Origin of the sequence: Corynebacterium sp. 51B (assembly GCF_008930785.1) — a bacterium.
In the GTDB taxonomy this organism is placed as follows: domain Bacteria; phylum Actinomycetota; class Actinomycetes; order Mycobacteriales; family Mycobacteriaceae; genus Corynebacterium; species Corynebacterium megadyptis.
In genome coordinates this window covers 150952-171802 of sequence record NZ_PQMK01000004.1, presented here as the reverse complement: position 1 = coordinate 171802, position 20851 = coordinate 150952, and the positions used below count along the sequence as shown (strand labels likewise).

Annotated in this window: 16 protein-coding genes, 4 tRNA genes and 1 pseudogene; 14 read left to right on the top strand and 7 right to left on the bottom strand. The window is 63.4% G+C overall.

Annotated features, from left to right (window positions below):
* Position 1: 1 nt before the first annotated feature.
* The gene (locus GBB14_RS06515; RefSeq protein WP_192796135.1) at positions 2 to 937 is read right to left on the bottom strand and encodes a porin PorA family protein; all 936 of its coding nucleotides are present in this window, start codon (positions 935 to 937) and stop codon (positions 2 to 4) included.
* Positions 938 to 1030: 93 nt separating this feature from the next.
* Here GBB14_RS06515 and GBB14_RS06510 point away from each other — a divergent pair, with 93 nt between their 5' ends.
* The gene (locus tag GBB14_RS06510) at positions 1031 to 2113 is read left to right on the top strand and encodes an acyltransferase (RefSeq protein ID WP_151529018.1); all 1083 of its coding nucleotides are present in this window, start codon (positions 1031 to 1033) and stop codon (positions 2111 to 2113) included.
* 1027 nt (positions 2114 to 3140) lie between these two features.
* Here the strand turns inward: GBB14_RS06510 and GBB14_RS10695 are convergent.
* From GBB14_RS10695 to GBB14_RS06495, 3 genes and pseudogenes are all read right to left on the bottom strand, one after another.
* A pseudogene (locus GBB14_RS10695) lies at positions 3141 to 4868 on the bottom strand (alpha-(1->3)-arabinofuranosyltransferase family protein); the annotation flags it as partial.
* A 40-nt stretch (positions 4869 to 4908) separates the two neighbouring features.
* A complete protein-coding gene (locus GBB14_RS06500; RefSeq protein ID WP_151529016.1) occupies positions 4909 to 5103 on the bottom strand; it encodes a DUF2613 domain-containing protein in 195 nt (64 codons plus the stop codon).
* A gap of 3 nt (positions 5104 to 5106) precedes the next feature.
* Positions 5107 to 5571, bottom strand: a complete 465-nt coding sequence (locus GBB14_RS06495) for a universal stress protein (protein ID WP_151529081.1) — start codon at positions 5569 to 5571, stop codon at positions 5107 to 5109.
* 379 nt (positions 5572 to 5950) lie between these two features.
* Here GBB14_RS06495 and GBB14_RS06490 point away from each other — a divergent pair, with 379 nt between their 5' ends.
* Positions 5951 to 7597, top strand: coding sequence for a VanW family protein (locus GBB14_RS06490; RefSeq protein ID WP_225976656.1), 1647 nt, complete (start codon positions 5951 to 5953; stop codon positions 7595 to 7597).
* Positions 7598 to 7968: 371 nt separating this feature from the next.
* Here GBB14_RS06490 and GBB14_RS06485 read toward each other — a convergent pair whose 3' ends face one another.
* Positions 7969 to 9030 carry an alpha/beta hydrolase family protein gene (locus tag GBB14_RS06485; RefSeq protein ID WP_151529014.1) on the bottom strand — a complete coding sequence of 354 codons (1062 nt, stop codon included), beginning with the start codon at positions 9028 to 9030 and terminating at the stop codon, positions 7969 to 7971.
* Positions 9031 to 9588: 558 nt separating this feature from the next.
* Here GBB14_RS06485 and lpdA point away from each other — a divergent pair.
* Complete coding sequence (lpdA, locus tag GBB14_RS06480; RefSeq protein WP_151529013.1) at positions 9589 to 10998, top strand: dihydrolipoyl dehydrogenase; 1410 nt, start codon at positions 9589 to 9591, stop codon at positions 10996 to 10998.
* Positions 10999 to 11173: 175 nt separating this feature from the next.
* Here the strand turns inward: lpdA and GBB14_RS06475 are convergent, their stop codons facing one another.
* Complete coding sequence (locus GBB14_RS06475; RefSeq protein WP_151529012.1) at positions 11174 to 12100, bottom strand: 1,4-dihydroxy-2-naphthoyl-CoA synthase; 927 nt, start codon at positions 12098 to 12100, stop codon at positions 11174 to 11176.
* A gap of 20 nt (positions 12101 to 12120) precedes the next feature.
* On the opposite strand from GBB14_RS06475, the gene GBB14_RS06470 reads away from it, so the two are divergent.
* From GBB14_RS06470 to GBB14_RS06450, 5 genes are all read left to right on the top strand, one after another.
* The gene (locus GBB14_RS06470) at positions 12121 to 13083 is read left to right on the top strand and encodes an o-succinylbenzoate synthase (protein WP_151529011.1); all 963 of its coding nucleotides are present in this window, start codon (positions 12121 to 12123) and stop codon (positions 13081 to 13083) included.
* Positions 13080 to 14699 carry a 2-succinyl-5-enolpyruvyl-6-hydroxy-3-cyclohexene-1-carboxylic-acid synthase gene (gene menD, locus GBB14_RS06465; RefSeq protein WP_151529010.1) on the top strand — a complete coding sequence of 540 codons (1620 nt, stop codon included), beginning with the start codon at positions 13080 to 13082 and terminating at the stop codon, positions 14697 to 14699. The genes GBB14_RS06470 and menD overlap by 4 nt, the downstream gene beginning before the upstream one ends.
* Positions 14696 to 15151: a DUF3592 domain-containing protein gene (locus GBB14_RS06460; protein WP_151529009.1), complete on the top strand. Its 456-nt coding sequence runs from the start codon at positions 14696 to 14698 to the stop codon at positions 15149 to 15151. The genes menD and GBB14_RS06460 overlap by 4 nt, the downstream gene beginning before the upstream one ends.
* A 5-nt stretch (positions 15152 to 15156) precedes the next feature.
* On the top strand, positions 15157 to 16281 hold the full coding sequence (locus tag GBB14_RS06455; protein ID WP_151529008.1) for a glycosyltransferase family 1 protein: 1125 nt from the start codon (positions 15157 to 15159) through the stop codon (positions 16279 to 16281).
* 81 nt (positions 16282 to 16362) lie between these two features.
* A complete protein-coding gene (locus GBB14_RS06450) occupies positions 16363 to 17052 on the top strand; it encodes a demethylmenaquinone methyltransferase (protein WP_151529007.1) in 690 nt (229 codons plus the stop codon).
* A 9-nt stretch (positions 17053 to 17061) separates the two neighbouring features.
* On the opposite strand, the gene GBB14_RS06445 is transcribed toward GBB14_RS06450, so the two are convergent.
* Entirely contained in the window at positions 17062 to 18309 is a 1248-nt protein-coding gene (locus GBB14_RS06445) for a geranylgeranyl reductase family protein (RefSeq protein WP_151529006.1), read from the bottom strand.
* Positions 18310 to 18469: 160 nt separating this feature from the next.
* Here GBB14_RS06445 and GBB14_RS06440 point away from each other — a divergent pair, with 160 nt between their 5' ends.
* The 6 genes from GBB14_RS06440 to secE all read left to right on the top strand — a co-directional run bounded on the left by GBB14_RS06440 (position 18470) and on the right by secE (position 20759).
* Positions 18470 to 19522 (top strand): polyprenyl synthetase family protein, encoded by a 1053-nt coding sequence (locus GBB14_RS06440; protein ID WP_151529005.1) that lies wholly within the window; start codon positions 18470 to 18472, stop codon positions 19520 to 19522.
* Positions 19523 to 19628: 106 nt separating this feature from the next.
* Positions 19629 to 19710, top strand: a tRNA-Tyr gene (locus tag GBB14_RS06435).
* A gap of 274 nt (positions 19711 to 19984) precedes the next feature.
* Positions 19985 to 20057, top strand: a tRNA-Thr gene (locus GBB14_RS06430).
* A gap of 47 nt (positions 20058 to 20104) precedes the next feature.
* Positions 20105 to 20178: transfer RNA gene (locus tag GBB14_RS06425), tRNA-Met, on the top strand.
* Between the two features lie 157 nt (positions 20179 to 20335).
* Positions 20336 to 20408: transfer RNA gene (locus GBB14_RS06420), tRNA-Trp, on the top strand.
* 36 nt (positions 20409 to 20444) lie between these two features.
* Positions 20445 to 20759 carry a preprotein translocase subunit SecE gene (secE, locus tag GBB14_RS06415; protein ID WP_151529004.1) on the top strand — a complete coding sequence of 105 codons (315 nt, stop codon included), beginning with the start codon at positions 20445 to 20447 and terminating at the stop codon, positions 20757 to 20759.
* Positions 20760 to 20851: the final 92 nt, after the last annotated feature.

Genomic DNA, 20851 nt, shown 5'->3' with positions numbered 1-20851 from the left:
ACTAGCTCCGCGCACGCAGGTAGGTGACGGCGGCGGCGATGAGCAGCAAGAAGGACAGGGTGCGGCTGAGATACTGGGTGAAGCGCATGGCGTGGAAGGCGCTGAGTTTCCGCTCGGCTTCGGCCCACTGCTGGGATGTGGTGCCCTCATCCCAATCGAAGCGGGCGCTGAAAACAGTGCCCTCTACCGAGGAGGCGCCGGCGAAAAACTCGGCGGTGCGCTGTTCGGCGGTGGGGGTATCGGGCGCGGTGAACCAGAGAGGGCGCTCTTTTAGGTCCACGATCATGCCGGTGAAAGGCTCCACCGTGATATCGCGCTCCACCGCGTAATAGCCGCCGATCACCCGCACGGGGCCGATCTCTTGGTGATAGGTGAAGACCTCCTCGCCGTGATAATCCACGGCATCCACGAAGTCCACCGGCACCGAGGCCTGCAGCACCGTATCAAAATAGGGATAGGAGGATTTCCCGGCCGTCGGCGGAAAACGATAGTTCAGGCCGACGCGCACAAAAGAAGAATGGGTCAGAGTGGAACCGACGATCAACCCCGGGGCGCCGCCTGTATAGCGTGACGACGCCGTCTCCACCGGATAGCCAGTGCCGCGGCTGAGAATAACCGAATCTTCCTCGCGGTAGAGCAGCTGCTCCTGGGAGCGCACCGTGGTGCGCGCCTCGGCCGTCACATTCTCCCAGTCCGCGGGTTCGCCCAGGACCACACTGCTCTCCTTGGACACCGTCTGGCCTCCTGCCAGCGACCCCACGGCGATGCTGGGCACGGTGGTGACATGCGTGGCGTAGCTGCGCGGCAGCGAGCCCTCGCTGAACTTCCACGTGGTGTAGATGATGAAGGACAAGGCCACAAAAAAGACGGCGGCACCGAGGAAAACTCGGGCGATGAGCAGCGAGACGATGCTGCCGGTTCTGCTACCGCGGGCCACGTCGACTCTCCTTCTAGGCGGGCGTTCATGGCGGTGGAGCCACCGCGCTGCGAACAGTGAAGTATCAATTGTGGGTATGAAACAATAAGTGTCGTGTCCCCTCAATCCTACGCAACGCCGCGCAGTTACAATCCAAGCCTCGAGGGTTTGCGCGCCGTTGCCGCCTGCGGAGTGTTGCTCACCCACACCTCCTTTCAGTCTGGCATGGACCCCAGCTCGCTGGTGGGTGGATTTTTAGGGCGTTTCGACTTCTTCGTCGCGCTCTTCTTTGCGCTCTCCGCCTATCTGCTGGCCCGCGGCGATTATCGCACCCGCCGCTCCTTTTATGCCAAGCGCTTCTTTCGCGTAGTGCCCGCCTATGTGGTGTGCGTGGCCACCGCGTTGATTATCCTGCCAGCCAATTTCGACGCCGACCCAGCGGCGGTGATCGCCACCTTCTTCTTCGCCCAGATCTATCTGCCCCACGGGCTGCTGCCGGGTATCACCCACTTGTGGTCAATGTGCGTGGAAGTGGCCTTCTATCTGGTATTTCCCTTTATCTCGCGGAAGCGATGGATCATTCTTGGGTTGGCGCTGCTCAGCCTCGGCTGGGCCTTTATTCCCTTCCCTGCCGGCGGCCCCAACTGGCAAATCTTCCCGCCCGCCTATACCTGCTGGTTCGCCGTGGGGCTGCTGGCGGCCCGCATTCAGCCCACGCCCACCGCAGAGAGATGGCTGCGCCGTCGCTGGATCTGGTGGATCTGCGCCGCCGCCATCCTCTTTGTGGCCGGCCAAGAGTTCTTCGGCCCGCTCGGCCTCGAGCACCCCTCCCCGCTGGAGTTTCTACGCCGCGTGATTGCCGGCGCCGCCTTCGCCGCCGTGGTGCTGGTGCCCTATGCGCTCGCGCCGGGCTCGCGGCTGCTCGACTCGCGCCTATTCAGCCAGCTCGGCACCATCTCTTATTCCATCTTCCTCTGGCATGTGGTGGTGCTAGAAATGGTGTTTCCGCTTCTGGGCATGCGCCCGTTTACCGGCAATTTCCTGCTGATCACTGCGGTGACTCTGGGGCTGACCCTGCCGGTGGCGTATCTGTCTTACCACCTGGTAGAGCGACCAGCGCGAGGGCTGTGGCGATGGCTGCCTGGGTCAGCACGTGCCCGCCAGCCTCGACGCCGCGCTGTAGCCACAGACCAGTAACCAGCACGCTCAGCCCGGCGATGCGCAGCGTGGTCCACCGCTCCACAATCCACGCCACCACAATGCCGATAACCCCCGGCAGGCCGAAGACCAGTGGTGCCAGCACGGCATAGCGCGGAGTCGGGGGAAATACCCCTGGGATCCGCGGCGTGGTGGGCAGATAGAGCGCCCAGGCCGCGGCGAGCAGAGAAATGATCACGCCGACTAGTAGATAGCTCCGCGGGAAACGCAGCGGGGCGAGGGCATCGGTCTCAAAAGCCTGCATACCGGCATTGATGGTGGTGGGTGGAGCATCGCCCATGCTCAAACCCGGGTTGAAGGAATAGGAGGTATCCACCAGCTGCTTCCGCGGCGCCGGGGGTGCTTGGGGGTTGGTGAGCATCAGCCACTCGGCGTTAGTGGACAGGCGATGTTCTCCCGCGTCCAGCTCGACAGGGCCGCAGCCGTGGGGTGCGCCGTCGATAAGCGTATTCGTCCACGCCCCGCAGGAGGAGGTGCGCAACTCAAGGCGCGCCGGTTCGGGGAGCACTAAGGTGCGGGCGAGAACACCGGTGTACACCTGCCGCTGGCTAAATAGGTAGTGCTGGGCGCTGGGAGAGCCCTGCACCACAATCTCGCGGCGGATACCCATATCGGCCTCGGCGATCCCTTGTCCCGGGCCCGGGATAATGCGCACCGGCAACTCGTCTACCCGCAACTCGGCGGTCTCGCCTTCCCGCATAAATACGCGGGTGCCATTGACCAGAAGATCGCCGGAGCGGCCCCGAATCTGCAGCTTCAGGGTGCGCACATCATCATTCTCCGGATTGAGGCTCAACCAATCGCCGTAGAAGGCGGTGCCGGCGAAGCCATCGACCGCAGCGGTGGGGGAGTGATTCGTGCGCGGGCCGTAAATACTGCTGGCATCCGCGGCATTCGGGCCGGCGGTAACAGTACCGCCGGTTTCCCGCAGCCACAGCTTCGGCGCCTGGGAGGGATAGTCGATCACCGGATTCTTAATATCGGGCGCTTCCTCGCGGCGGGCCAAAAGACCCGAATGCTGCCCAGTGCCATAGTTGCGCGCAATGGCCAGGGGAGTGTCGGTGATGATCTGCGCCTGCTCGGGTGCGCTTGTGAGCTGGCGCGGCTCATAGCCCAGCACCTCATTGATCAAGGCCAGCGACTCTCCACCGCCGAGCACTTGGTCGATAGGCTGATCCACCACTGACGCGCCGCGCTCGGGATCGATCTCGATCACATCCATCTTGCCGAAGGAGTGCACCGTCAAGCCCTGTTCCTCGGCGGCTTCTACCAGCTCCGTGCCGGCGCGCTGGCCCACATCGTGGCGCACCGCAACCAAGCCCACGCCGAGCTGGGGCAGCGCCGCGAAGGAACCATCTTGGAGCGAGTCCATCACCCCATCGAGGCCGCGGATTGCTTCGGGATTGACTAGGGGGACCGCGTCGCGGGCAATCCACGGCACCTCCAGCAGCGGCTGCAGCGGCTCATCGCGGGTCCAGCCCCAATCCTGGCGGGCGAAACGCACCGGCGGATAGATCAGCGTGCGGGTATTCTCCCCGTGCGTGTTCAGCCAATCCGCGGTCTCGTAGACATAGGAGGGCACCTCCTGGAATGTGCCCCGGGGTGCCAGCCGCAGCGACCACGCTGGCGAGCTGGCCATCACCACCGCCAGCGCCGTGGCGATGTAGAGCAATTTATGCCAGTGCACGCTGAGGCAGGCGATACCGATACACAGCGGCAGCCGCACCAAGGGGTCGAACTTGTGCACATTGCGCAGCGGCGCGCCGGGACCATCGAGGAAGCCCGTGACATAGTGCGAGCCGCAGAGAATAATCACGCCGATGAGCAGCAGGGTGATCCACATTCCTTGGCCGCGCATCCGCTTTAGCCCAGCAATACCGGCGGCCGCCACCGCGACGGTGGCCAACACCAGAATCGGGTTGAGTGCAAGGACATGTCCCGCGACGCGTTCGCTATCGACGAAGGGGGTCCAGCTGGTGGCGCCGCGCAGCACCTGCACTCCGTTGAGGTTGCCGGTGGTGATGTGCGCGTTTTCGATGTAGTCGGTAAAAGGCGGGGAAAGCCGGCCCATGGTGGCCAGCGGCACCAGCCACCACATGCTCACCAAAATGGAGCCGATGAGGAAGTGGCCGAAGTCCACCCAGCGGTGGCGGAAGAGCAGCACGAAACCGCCGGGAATACATGCGGCGATGGTGGCGGTGGCATTGACCGCGCCGAGACACGCCACCGCGATGATGGCGCGGCCGAGCGCCGGTTTGGCGCGGATGAGCGGCTCTACGATCCACGGCACGAGGGCCACAGGCCAGGCTTCAGAGGAGATCGCACCGAGTGTGGTGAGAATCCGCGGGGATAAAGCATAGGCGGCCGCGCCGAGAATAGGGCTCGGTAGGCGCAATGTGCCGGCCAGGCGATAAAACCCAGAAAAGGAAAGACCCAGTATGAGGGTCCACCACAGCCGCTGGGCTACCCAGTCGGGCAGTGGCTCGGTGAGGAGAAAGAAGAGGCCTTGGGGAAAGAGATAGCCATAGGCTTGGTTCTGCAGCTGGCCGAGTGGGAACACATCGGTCCACGGCCGCACCGCCCGAGCGAGAAAGCCGGCGGGATTGAGTGCCAGATCAAGTTTGGTGTCGGCGGCGGTGCGCCCCCAGGCAGACCCGAAGGAGCACAGCGCCGCGAATAACCATGCCAGCAGGTGGACGCGAGCATGGGGTGAGGCCCGCAGGGTGGTGGTCATGCGGGAGAAAGGGAGGCGAGAGCGCCCCGGCGAGGGCAGGCTAGCGGGTGCCGTATTCGACGCCGCCGAGGAGGGCGTCGTCGCTATTGACCGCGTGCGACTGAGGGACGGTGTCTTGCGAGGAGAAGATGGAGAGGCCAAGGATTGCAACCATCCCTAGAAGGAGGCCGACGACAGCAGAGGCAAACGCGGGGCCAATCGTGCGGCGAGTGACGCTATCTGATTCAAGAGCCATGGTTTAATCCTCATTGTCTTCTGGGGGAACCACGAACACGGGAATGTTGGTGTTGTGGACGATACTTTCTGTCGTCGAAGAACTGAAGAAAGATCGTATTCCGGTTTCGGCGCGAGTGCCAATTACGATCACATCGGGACGGAGGTCCTCGGAGGCATCGATGATGGCCGACCAGATAGACGTAGCCGATTCCACGAGGTGTGCCTTCACGTAGAAGCCCAGCTCCTCGGCGCGTTGGACGCCCTCGCGACAGGTGGCTAGCGCCTGTTGGTAGGCGGGATCGTCGGTTTCATCATCGGTCGACTGCATATCCGAGAGTTTCATTCCCGACTGTCCGGCGGCGCGGGCGGCCTGACGGTAGAGCGGTTCCCACGCGGTGATGATCTCCACGTGCTTTGGCGCCAGCAGCGCGGCGGCGTAGTCGAGTGCTCGTTGCGATTCCGGCGAACCGTCATAGGCAACCAGCATCGTCTGGGTGGATTCAAACACCGGTGACAGTGCCCCTTCCTTCGTTCTCGTATATCTCGCGCCCAGCGTTCTCGGTGGAGGAGCGGGCGCGGCGTCGTCTCGTTTGTGTATGTATGCCACAGCCACGTCACCGGCACCGCGCAGGTACTGGAGCGTGATCTATCTATGACAAAACCCCTTCCAGTGTAGGTGATGGAGAGCGGTTGTTCATACCCCAGAGAGCGAAAACCCATGCGTCACAACAGTCACACTAATCACTTTTCTGTCGCGCTGAAGGTGAACAATGCGCTGTTGAACTGGCTAGATGCATATTCTCAGGCAGGCTTAAGACGAGATAGGAAATCGCCAAGAATACGCGCGATTAGTAAGGTTGAGAAACGTGAATGTGCGCAAAATTTCTCTCCTCGTCGTCGTGGGGCTGCTCGCGGTGGCGTGTGTAGCGCTGCTGGCGAACTATCTGCTGGGCAAAGACAAGCTTCAGCGCAATAGCGAAATCAACGGCGTGGCCGTGGGCGGGCTCAGCGAGGCCGAGGCCCGCGAGTTGCTTGCCACTCGCCTCGCAGGGGTGGAGGGCAAGCCCATAACCGTGCGCGCTGGCGAGATGGACACCCACGTGGTGCCCGCCGAGATTGGCCTGTCCGCCGACTGGGAGCGCACCGTGGCCCAGGCCCCGCACACCTCCCTCAATCCCGTGCGCGAGATCGCTGCGCTGTTCCGCAGTCAGGAATCTGATGTGGTGAGCGCCGTAGATGAGGCCGCCTTCGCCGCTGGGGTGGATCGCGTGAGCGAGGAGCTCTCCCGGCCGCCGCGCGACGCCGCGGTCCGGCTCGATAACGGCGAGGTGATCGTCGACGAGCCGCTCAATGGCCAGCATCCTTCCCGCGAGGGACTGGAGGCCTCCCTGCCGGAGCGGTGGCTCGACACCAAGGGAGTGGAAGTATCGGCAAGTTCTGAAGAGCCTGCCGTGCGTGATAGCTCCGCGGCCCAGAGAGATGCCACCACGGCGCTGTCCGGACCGGTGGTCGTGCGCGGCCGCGAGGATGCGACCGGCCAGATTCCGCTGGAGCGCATGGGCGAGGTCATCACTTTCGTGCCCGAGGGGGACCACCTCCGAAGCGAATACAATGAGGAGGCCGCCCGCGCCATCCTCGGCGAGACGCTCTCCGAGACCGAGGTGGAGATGAAAAACGCCAGCTTCACCCGCGGCGGTGGGGAAGTGATTCCGAGCGTCGACGGTGTGCACATCCAGTGGGACTCCGTGATGGACGGCCTCGAGCAGCGTATCCTCGGCGATGAACCACGCGAGTTCGACGCCACCTATGAGGATGAGCCGGCCACCTACACCACCGAGCAGGCCCAACAGGCGAACTTCTCTGAAACGGTCTCGACCTTCACCACCGGCGACTTTTCTGGGCCCTCCGGCACTAATATCGCGCTCACCGCCCAGTTCGTCGATGGGGCCGTGGTGGTTCCCGGACAAACCTTCTCGCTCAATGGCTATACCGGACCGCGGGGTGCCGCCCAAGGCTTCGTGGAGTCCGGCATTATTCTCAACGGCCGTGCCGATAAAGCCGTGGGCGGGGGAATTTCTCAATTTGCTACCACCCTCTACAATGCCGCCTACTTCGCCGGTATGGAGGATGTGGCGCATACCCCGCACTCCTATTACATCTCCCGCTACCCAGCCGGCCGTGAAGCCACCGTGTTTGAGGGATTGATCGACCTCCAGTTCAAGAACACCTCAAAGAATCCGGTCCTCATTTCCTCGTGGGTGCACGGCAACGAAATCACTGTGGAGTTCAAGGGAGTCAAGGAAGTGGAGGTGGAATCGGTCTCCGGCGGCCGCTGGGCCCCCACCCAGCCGCACCGCATTAGCCTCTCCGGCGATGACTGCTCGCCCTCCTCCGGCGCTCCCGGCTTCACCACCTCTGATACCCGCATCATTCGCAACCTCTCTGGGGCAGAGATCTCGCGGGAAACCCAACAAACGGTCTATGATCCGCAGCCGATCGTGCGCTGCAGCTAGACCCGCCAACAGCGCGGAGGAGCCCCGAACGTCACACCTCATCACCGCAGCCAGCGGTGGTGGGGTTTTGGGTGGCGGCGGAAGGCGCAGCCGCGTCGGGTGGTGAATACGGTGCTATGAGGCGTCTCCCTGGCGCCGTGAGAGTAGCCCAAGGGTATCGGCCCTAGCGCCAAACGTTGCCTGGACGGGGGGCCTCCTCACCTGCTCGGCTCTCGCCGGCGCCTCTCTCGTCCCGGGCCACTAGAGATATGCGCAGCAGAGCGAGAGAACGCGGCAGCGCCCCGCACGGCCTTCCTCGTGAAGGTGTGCGGGGCGCTGCGGTTACTCACGGCCTCTTTCGGGCCGAGACGTGGCTGTCTCTCGCGCGGCTTTTAGTTCGTGCTCCACGCGCGATCGAAGACGGGCCAGGAGTCGCGCAGATCCATCTGCCAGTAGCTCCACTGGTGGGTACCGGTGTCGCGGATGTTGAAGGTGGCGGGAATCTTGAGCTTGTCCATCTTGGCCTTGAGCAGGTGGGTGCACCAGTTGGTGGCGGCCTCGATGCCGCCGCCCACGACCTGGACATTGGCCACGGTCAGGGGGTTGTTCTCAAAGCGGGGGTTGCTGATCATATCCGGCTTACCGGAGGTACCGGCGGAATTGGAGATGTAGATCTCCTGCCCGCGCAGCGACTCTGCCTGGGCGACAGCGTCGTTGTATTCGCGCGTCTCTGAACCGACCGGACCCCACATGTCATCCGGGCTGACATTGGCGCGGTTGAGCGTCACACGCAGCATGGCGTCAGAGATCGGATCGTTGGTAGAGGCACAGCCAGAGAAGGAACCAACAGCCTGGTACAGCTCCGGGTTGTGCTGGGCCAGCAGCAGCGAGCTGGTGGCGGACATAGACATGCCCGCAATGCCGCGCTCACCAGAGGCGCCAAGTTCGGACTCCAGCGGGGCGGGAAGCTCCTGGGTGAGGAAGGTCTCCCACAGCTGGGTGCCGCCAAGCTTCGGCTGTTCGGGGTTGACCCAGTCGGTGTAGTAGGAGAAGCGGCCCTCCATGGGGATGACCACATTCACATTCTTATCGGCATAGAACTGGGCCACGTCCGTCTGCATCACCCAGTTGGCACGGCCCTCGCCGCCATCGCCACCATTGAGCAGGTACAGGGTGGGGCGGGGAGTGGAGGTATCCTCCGGGGTGATGACCACGAGGGGCACATTGCGGTTCATCGCCGGGGAGAAGGCCCACATTTCCTTCATGTTGGGGGTGGAGTTCACCTTGTCCCGCCACGCCGGTGCTGTCTCCAACCCTGGGGTGGGGCCCTCGTGTACCTGTGCGGCCTCAGCGGCCGTCGCCACCGTGGCGGTGGGCACGGCCACGGTCGGTGCGATCAATCCAGCTGCTGCGATGGTGGCCGCCACGAGCGGCGCCACGAAACGAAACGTCATACAAACCCCATGTCAATTCTGAATCAGATTTTAGGCAACGATAAGACTACGCTGTTCCCGCCGTATTGGAAAGAGTTACGAGTGTGGTTCCCCATATCCGGACTGTCACACCAGTCATAGAATTGCCCCTAGGAACATGGCGCCGAGTGGTCTATTCTTCTGTACAGGCCGCTCGTCTGGTGCCCGGTACTGTTGTAGCGGTGCCACGGCGAGCAGATAGTCACCGTCGTCTAGCCCGCACCGCAAAAGAATATATATAGGACATAAGGACGTTTTATGAACGAAGAGATTCTCGTAGCTATCAACACCGCGCTCGGCCAGTTCCTCAACGCTGGCTCCTCCCAGCTCGCCGACATCGTTGTGGACCTTGATCTGTTCTAAGCACTAAGAGTCGAGAACGCGCGGCGCACAAGGCGCGGCGGGGCCTCGACTATGCAGCCCACTACCCACCACCGAAGCCGTCCCACTGCCCCCAAGCGGTGGGGTGTGGCCTTGGGTGGTGGGTAGCTTTGTCTCAAACGTCGACGGTGGCGGACTAAACCACGTATCCTTATTAACGTGTCTGATCATTATGATGTTGTAGTACTTGGCGCTGGCCCCGGAGGCTATGTCGCCGCCATTCGAGCAGCCCAGCTTGGCAAGAAGGTTGCGGTCGTTGAGAAGCAGTATTGGGGCGGTGTCTGCCTCAATGTTGGCTGTATTCCCTCCAAGGCCCTACTGAAGAACGCAGAGCTGGCCCACACCTTTAACCACGAGGCGAAGACCTTCGGTATCGAAGGCGATGTCAGCTTCAGCTTTGAGGCTGCGCACAAGCGCTCCCGCAAGGTATCCGCGGGCATCGTCAAGGGTGTGCATTACCTGATGAAGAAGAACAAGATCACCGAAATTAATGGTCTTGGTTCCTTCACTGATGCCCACACCATTGAGATCACCGAAGGCGAGGATGAGGGTAAGACTCTCATCTTCGACGACTGCATTATCGCCACCGGTTCTGTGGTGCGCTCCCTGCCTGGTGTGGAGCTGGGTGGAAATATCTGCTCCTACAAGGAACAGATCCTTGACAGCGAGCTCCCTGATTCCATGGTGATCGTGGGTGCGGGCGCTATCGGTATGGAGTTTGCTTATGTGCTCGCGAACTACGGCGTGGATGTCACCATCGTCGAGTTCATGGACAGCGTCCTGCCCAATGAGGATAAGGACGTATCCAAGGAGATGGCCAAGCAATACAAGAAGCTTGGCGTGAAGATCCTCACCGGCTACAAGACCACCGAGGTGCGCGACAACGGCGATAGCGTCGAGGTGGATGTCGAGTCCAAGGACGGCAAGAAGAACGACACCCTCATCGTCGATCGGGTGATGGTGTCCATCGGCTTCGCTCCCCGCGTTGAGGGCTTCGGCCTGGAGAACACCGGTGTGGAGCTCACCGATCGTGGTGCTATCGCTATCGACGAGCGCATGCGCACCAATGTGGATCACATCTACGCCATTGGCGATGTCACCGCGAAGCTGCAGCTGGCTCACGTCGCTGAGGCCCAGGGTGTGGTGGCCGCCGAGACCATCGCTGACGCCGAGACCCAAGAGCTGGGCGATTACATGATGATGCCGCGCGCTACCTTCTGTAATCCCCAGGTTGCCTCCTTCGGCTACACCGAGGATGCCGCGAAGGAGAAGTTCTCCGACCGCGATATTAAGGTGGCTACCTTCCCGCTGTCCGCCAACGGCAAGGCCCAAGGTCTGGGCGAGCCCGCGGGCTTCGTCAAGGTGATTGCCGATGGCGAATACGGCGAGCTGCTGGGCGCACACATGGTGGGCGCGAATGTCTCCGAGCTGCTGCCGCAGCTCACCCTGGCGCAGCGCTTCGATCTCACCGCCGAAGAGATCGGCCGCAACGTGCACACCCACCCGACCCTCTCCGAGGCCATGAAGGAAGCCTGTGAGGGAACGATGGGGCACATGATTAACCTTTAACCCCCCCCCTGAAGCGCAGCCCGCCAACCTCCGCGTTGGCGGGCTGCGTGCGTTCTAGCGCTGTGCGTTCAGCACAGCGGGTGCCGAGCTCAAAAGCGCTGGGCCCCGCATACACCGCAAAACCCCGCGCACTGCAGAGCCCCGCACGCGCCGCAGGGCCCGTCGGCTGGCGCCTTTAGTAGTAGTAGGGGAAAGAGGACCAGTCGGGGTCGCGTTTTTCGAGGAAGGAATTCTTGCCTTCCACTGCCTCGTCGGTCATATACGCCAAGCGGGTGGCTTCGCCGGCGAAGACCTGCTGGCCCATGAGGCCATCATCGGTGAGGTTGAAGGCGAATTTCAGCATGCGCTGTGCGGTGGGGGATTTCCCATTGATTTCCACGGCCATCTGGATGGCCTCGTTTTCGATCTCGGTGTGCTCGGCCACGAGGTTCACCGCGCCCATCTGGAACATGTCCTCGGCGGTGTAGGTGCGGCCGAGGAAGAAGATCTCGCGGGCGCGTTTTTGGCCCACCATCTTCGCCAGATAGGCGGAGCCGTAGCCGGCGTCAAAGGAGCCGACGTCGGCGTCGGTCTGCTTGAAGCGGGCGTGCTGCTTGGAGGCGATCGTCATATCGCACACCACATGCAGGGAGTGCCCGCCGCCGGCAGCCCAGCCACCCACCACGGCGATCACCACCTTGGGCATGGTGCGGATGAGTCGCTGTACCTCGAGAATGTGTAGCCGTCCGCCCTCGGCCTTGGTGCGCATTTCATCGACGGTGTCCTCGGTGTCGCCGGAGGCATAGCGATAGCCGGAGCGTCCACGAATGCGCTGGTCGCCGCCGGAGCAGAAGGCCCAGCCGCCGTCTTTGTCGCTGGGACCGTTGCCGCAGAGCAGCACACAGCCCACATCGGGGGTGCGGCGGGCATGGTCGAGAGCGCGGTAGAGCTCATCGACAGTGTGGGGGCGAAAAGCGTTGCGCACCTCGGGTCGGTCGAAGGCGATGCGTACGATGCCGTGGGCTCGGTCGGTGCCCACATGCCGGTGGTAGGTGATATCGGTGAGATCGTCGAAGCCCTCGACGGCTCGCCACAGTTCAGAGTTGAATGGTTGCTCGCTCATACCTCATTATCCTAGAAGCTATGTGTTCGCTCGATGAGGTTCTGGAGCGCACCCACGTGGTGGCGCTGCCGATGCGCGTGAAATTCCGGGGTGTGACCATGCGCGAAGCCGCGCTGTTTGCGGGGCCGCAGGGCTGGGGCGAGTTCTCCGCTTTCACGGAATACGCGCCGCCGGAGGCTGCTCGCTGGCTACTTTCTGGGTTGGAGGCCGCCTATACAGGCTTATCGACGCCACCCTGCAGCCACATCCCCGTCAATGGCACCATCCCCGCCGTGGGGCCCGAGCAGCTGCCGGAGGTGCTGGACCGTTTCCGGGAATGTTCGGTGCTCAAGGTCAAGGTGGCGGAGCCGAGCCAGAGCCTGGCTGAGGATATCGAGCGCATCGCCACCATTCGGCAGCTGCGCCCCGATGCCACGCTGCGGGTCGATGCCAACCGCGGCTGGTCGGTGAATGAGGCAATCGCCGCCGCACAGCATCTTGGGCCGCTGGAATATATGGAGCAGCCGGTGGCCACCGTGGGGGAGATGGAGGAGCTGCGCCGCTGGGTGGATGTGCCCATCGCCGCCGATGAGTCCATCCGCAAGGCGGAGGATCCATATGAGATTGCCCGCCGTCGGGCCGCAGATTATGCGGTGATTAAGGTGGCGCCGATGGGCGGGGTGGCCCAGGTGGAGCGAGTGGCCGAGTTCATGGCCCAGCACGGCATGGGGATCAGAATCGCCTCCGCCCTCGACACTGCGGTGGGGATGAATTCCGGGGTGGTGGCCGCCGCCACGGTGGCACCCGAGTGCGCGGCGGGGCTGGCTACCAGCCAGCTGTTTATCGAGGATGTTGTCGCTCCGCGAGAGATCGTGGGCGGAATGATTTCCACCGCGCCGCTCAGCCCGGACCCCGCGCGATTGGAGGAGCTGGCCGCCCCGCCAGAGCGTCGGGATTGGTGGCTCAAGCGCATTGCGGCGTGCTGGTTAGAATTAGGGCTATGACATCTTGGGATACTGCGCGCGCCATCGTTGAAGAACTTGCTCTGAGCTGCACCGATGTGGTGGTGTGTCCGGGTTCTCGGAATGCTCCTTTATCCCTTGCGCTCGCGGCGGCGCAGGGGCTGCGGCTGCATGTGCGCCTCGATGAGCGGGATGCGGCGTTTGCCGCACTCGGGATGGCGCGGGTGACTGGCCGGGTGGTGCCGGTGGTGATGACCTCGGGCACGGCCGTGGCCAATTGTCTGCCGGCGATGATCGAGGCGCATCACGCCGATGTTCCCCTGGCTATTATCTCCGCCGATCGCCCCTCCCGGCTCGTCGGTACCGGCGCCAGCCAAACCATCGTGCAGCACGGGCTGTTTTCCACCGTCACGCCCACGGTAGCTATTAGCGAGTCCACCCGCCCGGACACAGCCCAGGCCATGCTTCGGCGCGCGCTCGCGGAGCGTCGGCAGGCTCATATCAACATCGCCTTCGATATACCGCTGGTGCCGGAGGCCACCCCAGAGCCGGTGGTTGCGGGGACGAGGGCGGCGTCGATAAGCCCGAAGCCGCGCGATTGGGGTGTGGTGGACGTGGATCTGAGCGCGCAGGTGCTGGTGATCGCCGGTGATGGTGCGTGGGCGGTGGAGGGGCTGGAGGATGCGCCCACGATCGCCGAGCCCAGCGCCCCCGCCCCTTTCCATCCGGTACATCCTTTGGCGGCGAATGTGCTGCTCAGCGGGGTGGAGATCGCCCGTCCCGAGCACGTCATTATTGTCGGCCATCCGACGTTGCACCGGGATGTGCTGGCGCTGATGCGGCTGGGGGTGCGCACCACGGTGCTCACCCGCGGCGAGAGCTACACCGATCCGTGGGGTGGTGCCACCGAAGTGGCGAGCAGCGTGCGCGTCAGCGGCGAGATCAGCCAGGGCTGGCTGGAGCTTGTCGACGCCGCCTCGAGCCGCGCCGCCGAGGCCGTGCGCGATACCCTCGCCGAGGAGGATCTGGGATTTAGCGGGCTGCATGCCGCCGCCGCTGTGGCCGATACCCTCGCGGTGGGCGATGGGTTTTTCCTCGGTGCCTCCAATCCCGTGCGCGATGCCAGCATGGTGGGGCTGCCCTTTGACGGGGTGGATACCTATTCGCCCCGCGGCGCCGCTGGGATCGATGGCTCGACCGCCCAGGCTGTGGGCGTGGCCCTAGCGCGGCAGCACCGCGAGAAAGACGTCGTGCGGGCCCCGCGGACAGTGGCGCTGCTGGGGGATGTGACCTTCCTGCACGATATCGGCGGGCTGCTTATTCCCACTGACTCGCCGCGACCGGAAAACCTCACCATCGTGGTGGCCAACGATAATGGCGGCGGGATATTTGAAACCCTCGAGCAGGGTGCAGAAGCACACCGTGAGGTCTTCGACACCGCCTTCGGTACCCCGCACGATGTGGACCTGCAGGCGCTGTGCGCGGGATATGGGGTGCAGCACCGCCGGGTGGAGAGCGTGCAGGAGCTTATCGACGCCCTCGCCGAGACTGCGGAGCGCGGCACCGATGGTATCGAGGTGATCGAGGCTCGCACGACTCGCGCGACCCGTCGCGAATTGCAGCGGCGCTTGCAGGACAAGGTGGAGTGGGAGAAATGATCGCCCGCCGCCTCCGCCAGCTCGTCATCGTGCTCTATGGGGCCGTGGTGTTGATGAGCATCGGCATGGTGGGTGCCGCCATCATGAACGATCACGCTATCTCCTCCAACCCCGGCCGGGCGCTGGCGCGGGTCACCAACGAGGATTGGTTGCGCACCACCGTGGAGTTTCAAGACGAGCGCGGCATCTTTCACGTCCCGCCATCCGGGCTGCTGTATCCCTCGGATCTGGGAGTGGGGCAGCGGGTGTGGGTGAACTACTCCACCGCTAACCCCGACTTGGTGAAGGTAGAGGGGCGGAACTGGACCCTGGCGGTGATTCCGGCGCTGTCGGTATTCACCGTCGCGAGCGCTATCGGCGCGGGCCTGTGGTGGTTTATTGGGCATTCATCAAAAATTCGGGCACTCGATACCCTGAGCCAACCCGTACGGAAGACGAGCAAGGCACACTAACCGGCATGCGCATCGGAATAGTCGCGGAATCCTTCCTGCCCAATGTCAACGGAGTCACCAATTCCATCCTTCGCATCTTGGAGCATATCGAGGGCGAGCATGAAGCCATCGTGATCGCGCCGGGGGCGCGCGAGTTCCAAGAGGAGATCCCCTCCTATGCGGGCGCGCAGATCGTGCGGGTGCCCACCGTGCGCATGCCGCTGATTAACTCGCTGCCCATCGGCGTGCCGGTGCCGGCCGTCACCCACGCCCTGCGCTCCTTCGCCCCCGACGTCATCCACTTGGCCTCGCCCTTCGTCCTCGGCGGCTATGCCTCCTTCTCGGCGCGGCAGCTGGGCATTCCCGCCGTGGCCGTCTACCAAACCGATGTCGCCGGCTTCGCCACCACCTACCGGCTCACACCCCTGGCCGTGGCCGCATGGGACTGGACGCGCATCATCCACAACCAGGCGGCCCGCACCCTCGCGCCCTCCTCGGCCGCCATCGCCGAGCTGGAGGAGCACGGGGTGCAGCGGATTCACCGCTGGGGCCGCGGCGTGGACGCCGAGCTCTTCCATCCCCGCCGCCGCGACCACGCCCTGCGCGCCCACTGGTTGCAGCAGCGGCCAGACACGCGCTATGTGGTGGGGTTTGTGGGGCGGCTCGCCGCCGAAAAGGGGGTGCAGCGCTTGCGCGCCCTGGCTCACCGCTCCGATGTGCAGCTGGTGATCGTCGGTGATGGGCCAGAGCGGGCCAGCTTGTCCGCGCAGCTTCCCGAGGCGATTTTCACCGGCGCGCTCTCCGGTACCGAACTCGCCCGCGCCTACGCCAGTATGGACGTCTTTGTGCACCCCGGCGAGTTCGAAACCTTCTGCCAGACCATCCAAGAAGCTCAAGCCAGCGGAGTGCCCACCATTGCCCCGCGCGCCGGCGGGCCCATCGATCTTGTCACCGATGGCTATAACGGCTATCTGCTCGACGTCGAGAGCTTTGAACAGCAACTCGAGCTGGCCACCGACCGCTGCCTCATGCACCTGCCCACCTTGCGAGAAGACGCCCGCCGCTCCGTGGAGCCGCGCACGTGGGCGGCGCTGGTCGACCAGCTCCTCGAGCACTACGAGCAGGCCGTGCACGCCCCGGCGCGCAAATAGCGGGGGCGCCGCTAGACCGGCGGTGCCGCAGCCGCGGCCGCCCCGCCAGCGGAGAGAGCGGCTCGGGTAAGCTCTGCAGGCGTGGTTAAGGCAAATCTGGACAAGCAGCCCAAAGACGTCGCGCGCATGTTTGATGACGTCGGCAAAAACTACGACATCACCAATACCGTGCTCTCCTTCGGCCAGGACCGGCACTGGCGCACCCGCACCCGCGAGCGCCTCAACCTCCAGCCCGGAGAAAAGGTATTGGATCTCGCCGCGGGAACGGCGGTGTCCACCGTCGAGCTGAGCAAGTCCGGAGCCTGGGTGGTGGCCTGCGACTTCTCCCAGGGCATGCTCAAGGCGGGACGCCATCGCGCCGTGCCGAAGGTTGTCGGCGATGGCATGCACCTTCCCTTCCGCGATAACACCTTCGACGCCGTGACCATCAGTTTCGGGCTGCGCAACATCCAGGATTTTCGCGCCGGGCTAGAAGAAATGGCGCGCGTGACCAAACCGGGTGGCCGGCTCACCGTGGCCGAGTTCTCCACCCCCACCGTGCCGGTGTTTGCCACCGTGTACAAGGAATATCTCATGCGGGCGCTACCCGCGGTGGCGCGCGCAGTCTCCTCTAACCCCGAGGCCTATGAGTATCTGGCGGAATCCATCCGCGCCTGGCCCAACCAGGAAGAGCTTGCCGCCGCCATCAATCGCTCCGGGTGGAGCGAATGCGGCTGGCGCAACCTCACCTTCGGCATCACCGCCCTGCATTCCGCTATCAAACCGGAGTAGCGGCGTCCGTTAACTCCAGAGCGGAGTATCGTCCACCCAGCCCAAGCAATGCTGGGCGCCGTGCCACACCCGCGCCACGAGGTCGCGGTCGGACTCGGTGATGAGATTGCCCATCAAACGAGCCGCCGCCGGCATAAGCACCCGGCCGCCGAGCCCGCGCATCGCCAGCGGGCCCGCCATCGGCAGAAACTGCGGATAGGTGAGCACGCGCGCGAGCCGTCGCGCCAGCCGGAAACTCTCGCCATAGTGCTCGCGCAGCAGCCGCGGCCACTCCTCGCGGACAGTGCTGCTGTGCTGCAGCAACTCCACCGCCAGCCGCGCTGATTCCATGCCATAGTCAATTCCCTCTCCATTGAGGGGATTGACGAGCGCGGCGGCGTCGCCAAGCAACATCCAGTTCTTGCCCGCGACGGAGCTGATCGCGCCACCCATGGGAAGCAGTGCCGAGGCGATCTCCCGTGGGGCGTCGAGCTGCCACTGCTGGCGCTGCTGCTCGGCATAAGAGGCCAGCAGCTTTTTGGTGTTGATCTGGGCCGGTCGGCTCGCTGTGGAGAGTGCCCCGCAGCCGATATTCACCTCATCGCCGCCGAGCGGGAAAATCCAGCCATAGCCAGGCTGGACCGTGCCCTGCTCATCGCAGAGTTCCACGTGCGAGTGCATCCAGGGATCGTCGCCGCGGGGCGTGGTGCAATAGGCGCGCGCCGCAATGCCAAAAACCTGGTCGCGGTGCCACTGGCGGCCCAGTTGCCGGCCAAAGGAGGAGCGCACCCCATCAGCCACCAGCACCATGCGCGGAGTAACCACGCGGAGCTCGTCCTGATAGCGCACCTCGACGCGCTCAATGCGGCCGCCGTAGATATGGGCGCGCTGCGCCTCGGCGTTTTCCCACGTGCTCACCCCGTCCTGCTGCTGGGCATGCCGGAAGAGCAGGGTGTCGAAATCGCGGCGCTTCATGGCCGAGCCGATACGCCCGAAGCCGCTGTCCGGCCACGGGGCCTGCACATCGCCGCCATAGCCGTGCAGGAACAAGCCCTGATTGCGGTAGTGGGCGGTGACCTCCTCGGCCAGCTGCAGCGCGCGCAGCTCCTTGATGACGCGCGGGGTCAGGCCATCGCCGCAGGTTTTATCGCGAGGGAAGGAGGCGGCGTCGATAAGCAACACGGAGCGCCCCGCATGGGCGGCATGATAGGCGGCCGCGGAGCCGGTGGGACCCGCGCCCACGATCAGAACGTCTACTGCAACATCAGGATGGGCCACGCACCTATTGTGGCATTGAAGTGGGCGTCGACTGTAGATAGCCCCCGAACGTAGACTACGGTTATCATCTGTAGATTAAAAGCGCCTGAGAAGTGTGGACGTCCTACTCTCAGAAACAGCCCCCCCCCCAGCAGCCAACGAAGGTCGAGGACAACCAAGTATGAGTAACGGTACAGCCGTGGGCTCGCAAGACAACGAGCAATGGGTGCAGGTCACCGCATCTCAAGGCTCGATTCCCCGTCTTGACTTGGGAGATCCAGAGCTGAGTGCCTGGGTGACAGAGAAGATGGAGGACGTCGAGGAACTTTTGCGTAACGACGTCGCCAGCGGCGCCGACTTTGTCGCCGATAAGGTGGCGCATCTCTTCGAAGCAGGGGGCAAGCGTTTCCGCCCCATGTTCGCTCTGCTCGCCTCGCAATATGGGCCCGAGCCCGGCAGCCTCAACGTGCAGCGCGCCGGCGCGATCGTGGAAATGACCCACCTGGCCACCCTCTATCACGACGATGTGATGGACGAAGCCGAGAAGCGGCGTGGTGTCGAATCCGCCAACCATCGTTGGAATAACTCGGTGGCGATCCTCGCCGGCGATATCCTTTTGGCCTATACCTCCCGCATGATGGGCCAGCTCGGCGTCGAGACCGTGCAGCACTTCGCCACCACCTTTGAGCAGCTCGTCACCGGACAGATGCGCGAAACAGTGGGCCCGCGCGGCGGTGATCCGGTGGAGCACTATCTCAACGTGATCCGCGAAAAGACCGGTGTACTCATCGCCGCCGCCGGCTATCTCGGTGCCCTGCACTCGGGCGCGGACAAGCAGCACATCAAGGCTGTCGAGCGCTATGGCGAGGCCGTGGGCATGGTCTTCCAGATCGTCGATGACATCATCGATATCTTCTCCGATTCCAGCCAGTCCGGAAAGACCCCCGGCACCGATCTGCGCGAGGGAGTATTCACCCTGCCGGTGCTCTACGCCTTGCGTGAGGAGGGCGAGGTCGGCGACGAGCTCCGCGCCCGTGTCACTGGGCCGGTGGCCGATGAGGATGTTCCCGAAATCATTGCCCTGCTGGAGCGCTCCGGCGGTCGGGCCCGCGCCAAGCAGGACATTGAGCACTACCTCGCCGAGGCGGAAAGCGCGCTGTCCGAACTGCCGCAGAATAAGGTCACCGAGGCGCTACGCACCCTGGCGCAGCTCACCGCCGGACGCGTGGGATAGCAGCCGCTAGGCGGCGCGTGAGTGGCATAAACGCCCAGCGCAGGGCGGCGATTTGCTTAAACATATGGGGCGCATAGTAGAGTAAGTGACCGCACCAAGCGTGCACGCCAGGTTGCCCGAGCGGCCAAAGGGAGCGGACTGTAAATCCGCCGGCATTGCCTTCAATGGTTCGAATCCATTACCTGGCACTCTTAATCACCCGAGGTTCTCCCCGATGGGAGGCCTCGGGTTTTTCTTTGCGCGGCTGCGGTGTGTGGGGCGGCGGGGTGGCGTCGATAAGCCCTGTGGGCGGCGCGCGGGGGTGAGTGCGCGCTTATGGGGTGGTAATAAGCCCCATAATGGGTCCAGAAAGGGGCGATGAGGTGCAGATTTGTGTTCTTTCATGGCTTCGGGTTAATCTTCATAAGGCTTCAACGGAAGGCGCACTGCACAACACAGTGTGATTCCTATAAGGGAAGCTAAGCCCCCTTAGCTCAGTCGGCAGAGCGTTTCCATGGTAAGGAAAAGGTCGACAGTTCGATTCTGTCAGGGGGCTCTGTTCATTTATATAGCCGCTCGCAGCGGGTGGTTGTATATGAATGGGGCGGTTTAGCTCAGTTGGTGAGAGCGCACGACTCATAATCGTGAGGTCCCGAGTTCGAGTCTCGGAACCGCTACTGCACACCGCATGATAAGGCCTAGCCGATATCTTCGGTTGGGTCTTATTTCGTGTGTGTAGCCGGTAGGTGTCTTTACTTCCTGCAGGGAAGTCATTACAGTTATCGGCAGTGTTGCGCACGAGCCGCCGCAGGCGGCAAATGCGACAGCGCGCCAAGGGGCGTGGCTCAATTGGCAGAGCAGCGGTCTCCAAAACCGCAGGTTGCAGGTTCAAGTCCTGTCGCCCCTGCAAATACTTTTTTGGAAAGTCGTATCGAGGAGAAACGTGGCAGACGATCGCAAACCGAGCGCGCGGCCCACGGGCAAGCGACAGCTCACCGGCGTAAGCACGACCTCGAGCGAGTCTTATTCCTCCAAGCGTGCCGTAGCCACCAAGGATGAAGACGAGAAGCCCGGTGGCGGCCCCATGCACTTCGTTCCCGAAGTGGTGGAGGAGATGAAGAAGGTCATTTGGCCGACCTCCAAGCAGATGGTGAACTACACCCTCATCGTCTTCGGCTTCCTCATCGTGATGACCCTCCTCGTATGGGGCATCGACATTCTGGCGTCCCGAGGAGTTGACCTAGTTCTTAACCCTTAACTAGGATGATCCCCATAGCTTTTACCCGCCTTAGCCACTAGCGCCAAGGCGGGACTTTTATTGCCTCAGTGCCCGCGCCGCACGGCTGCGCG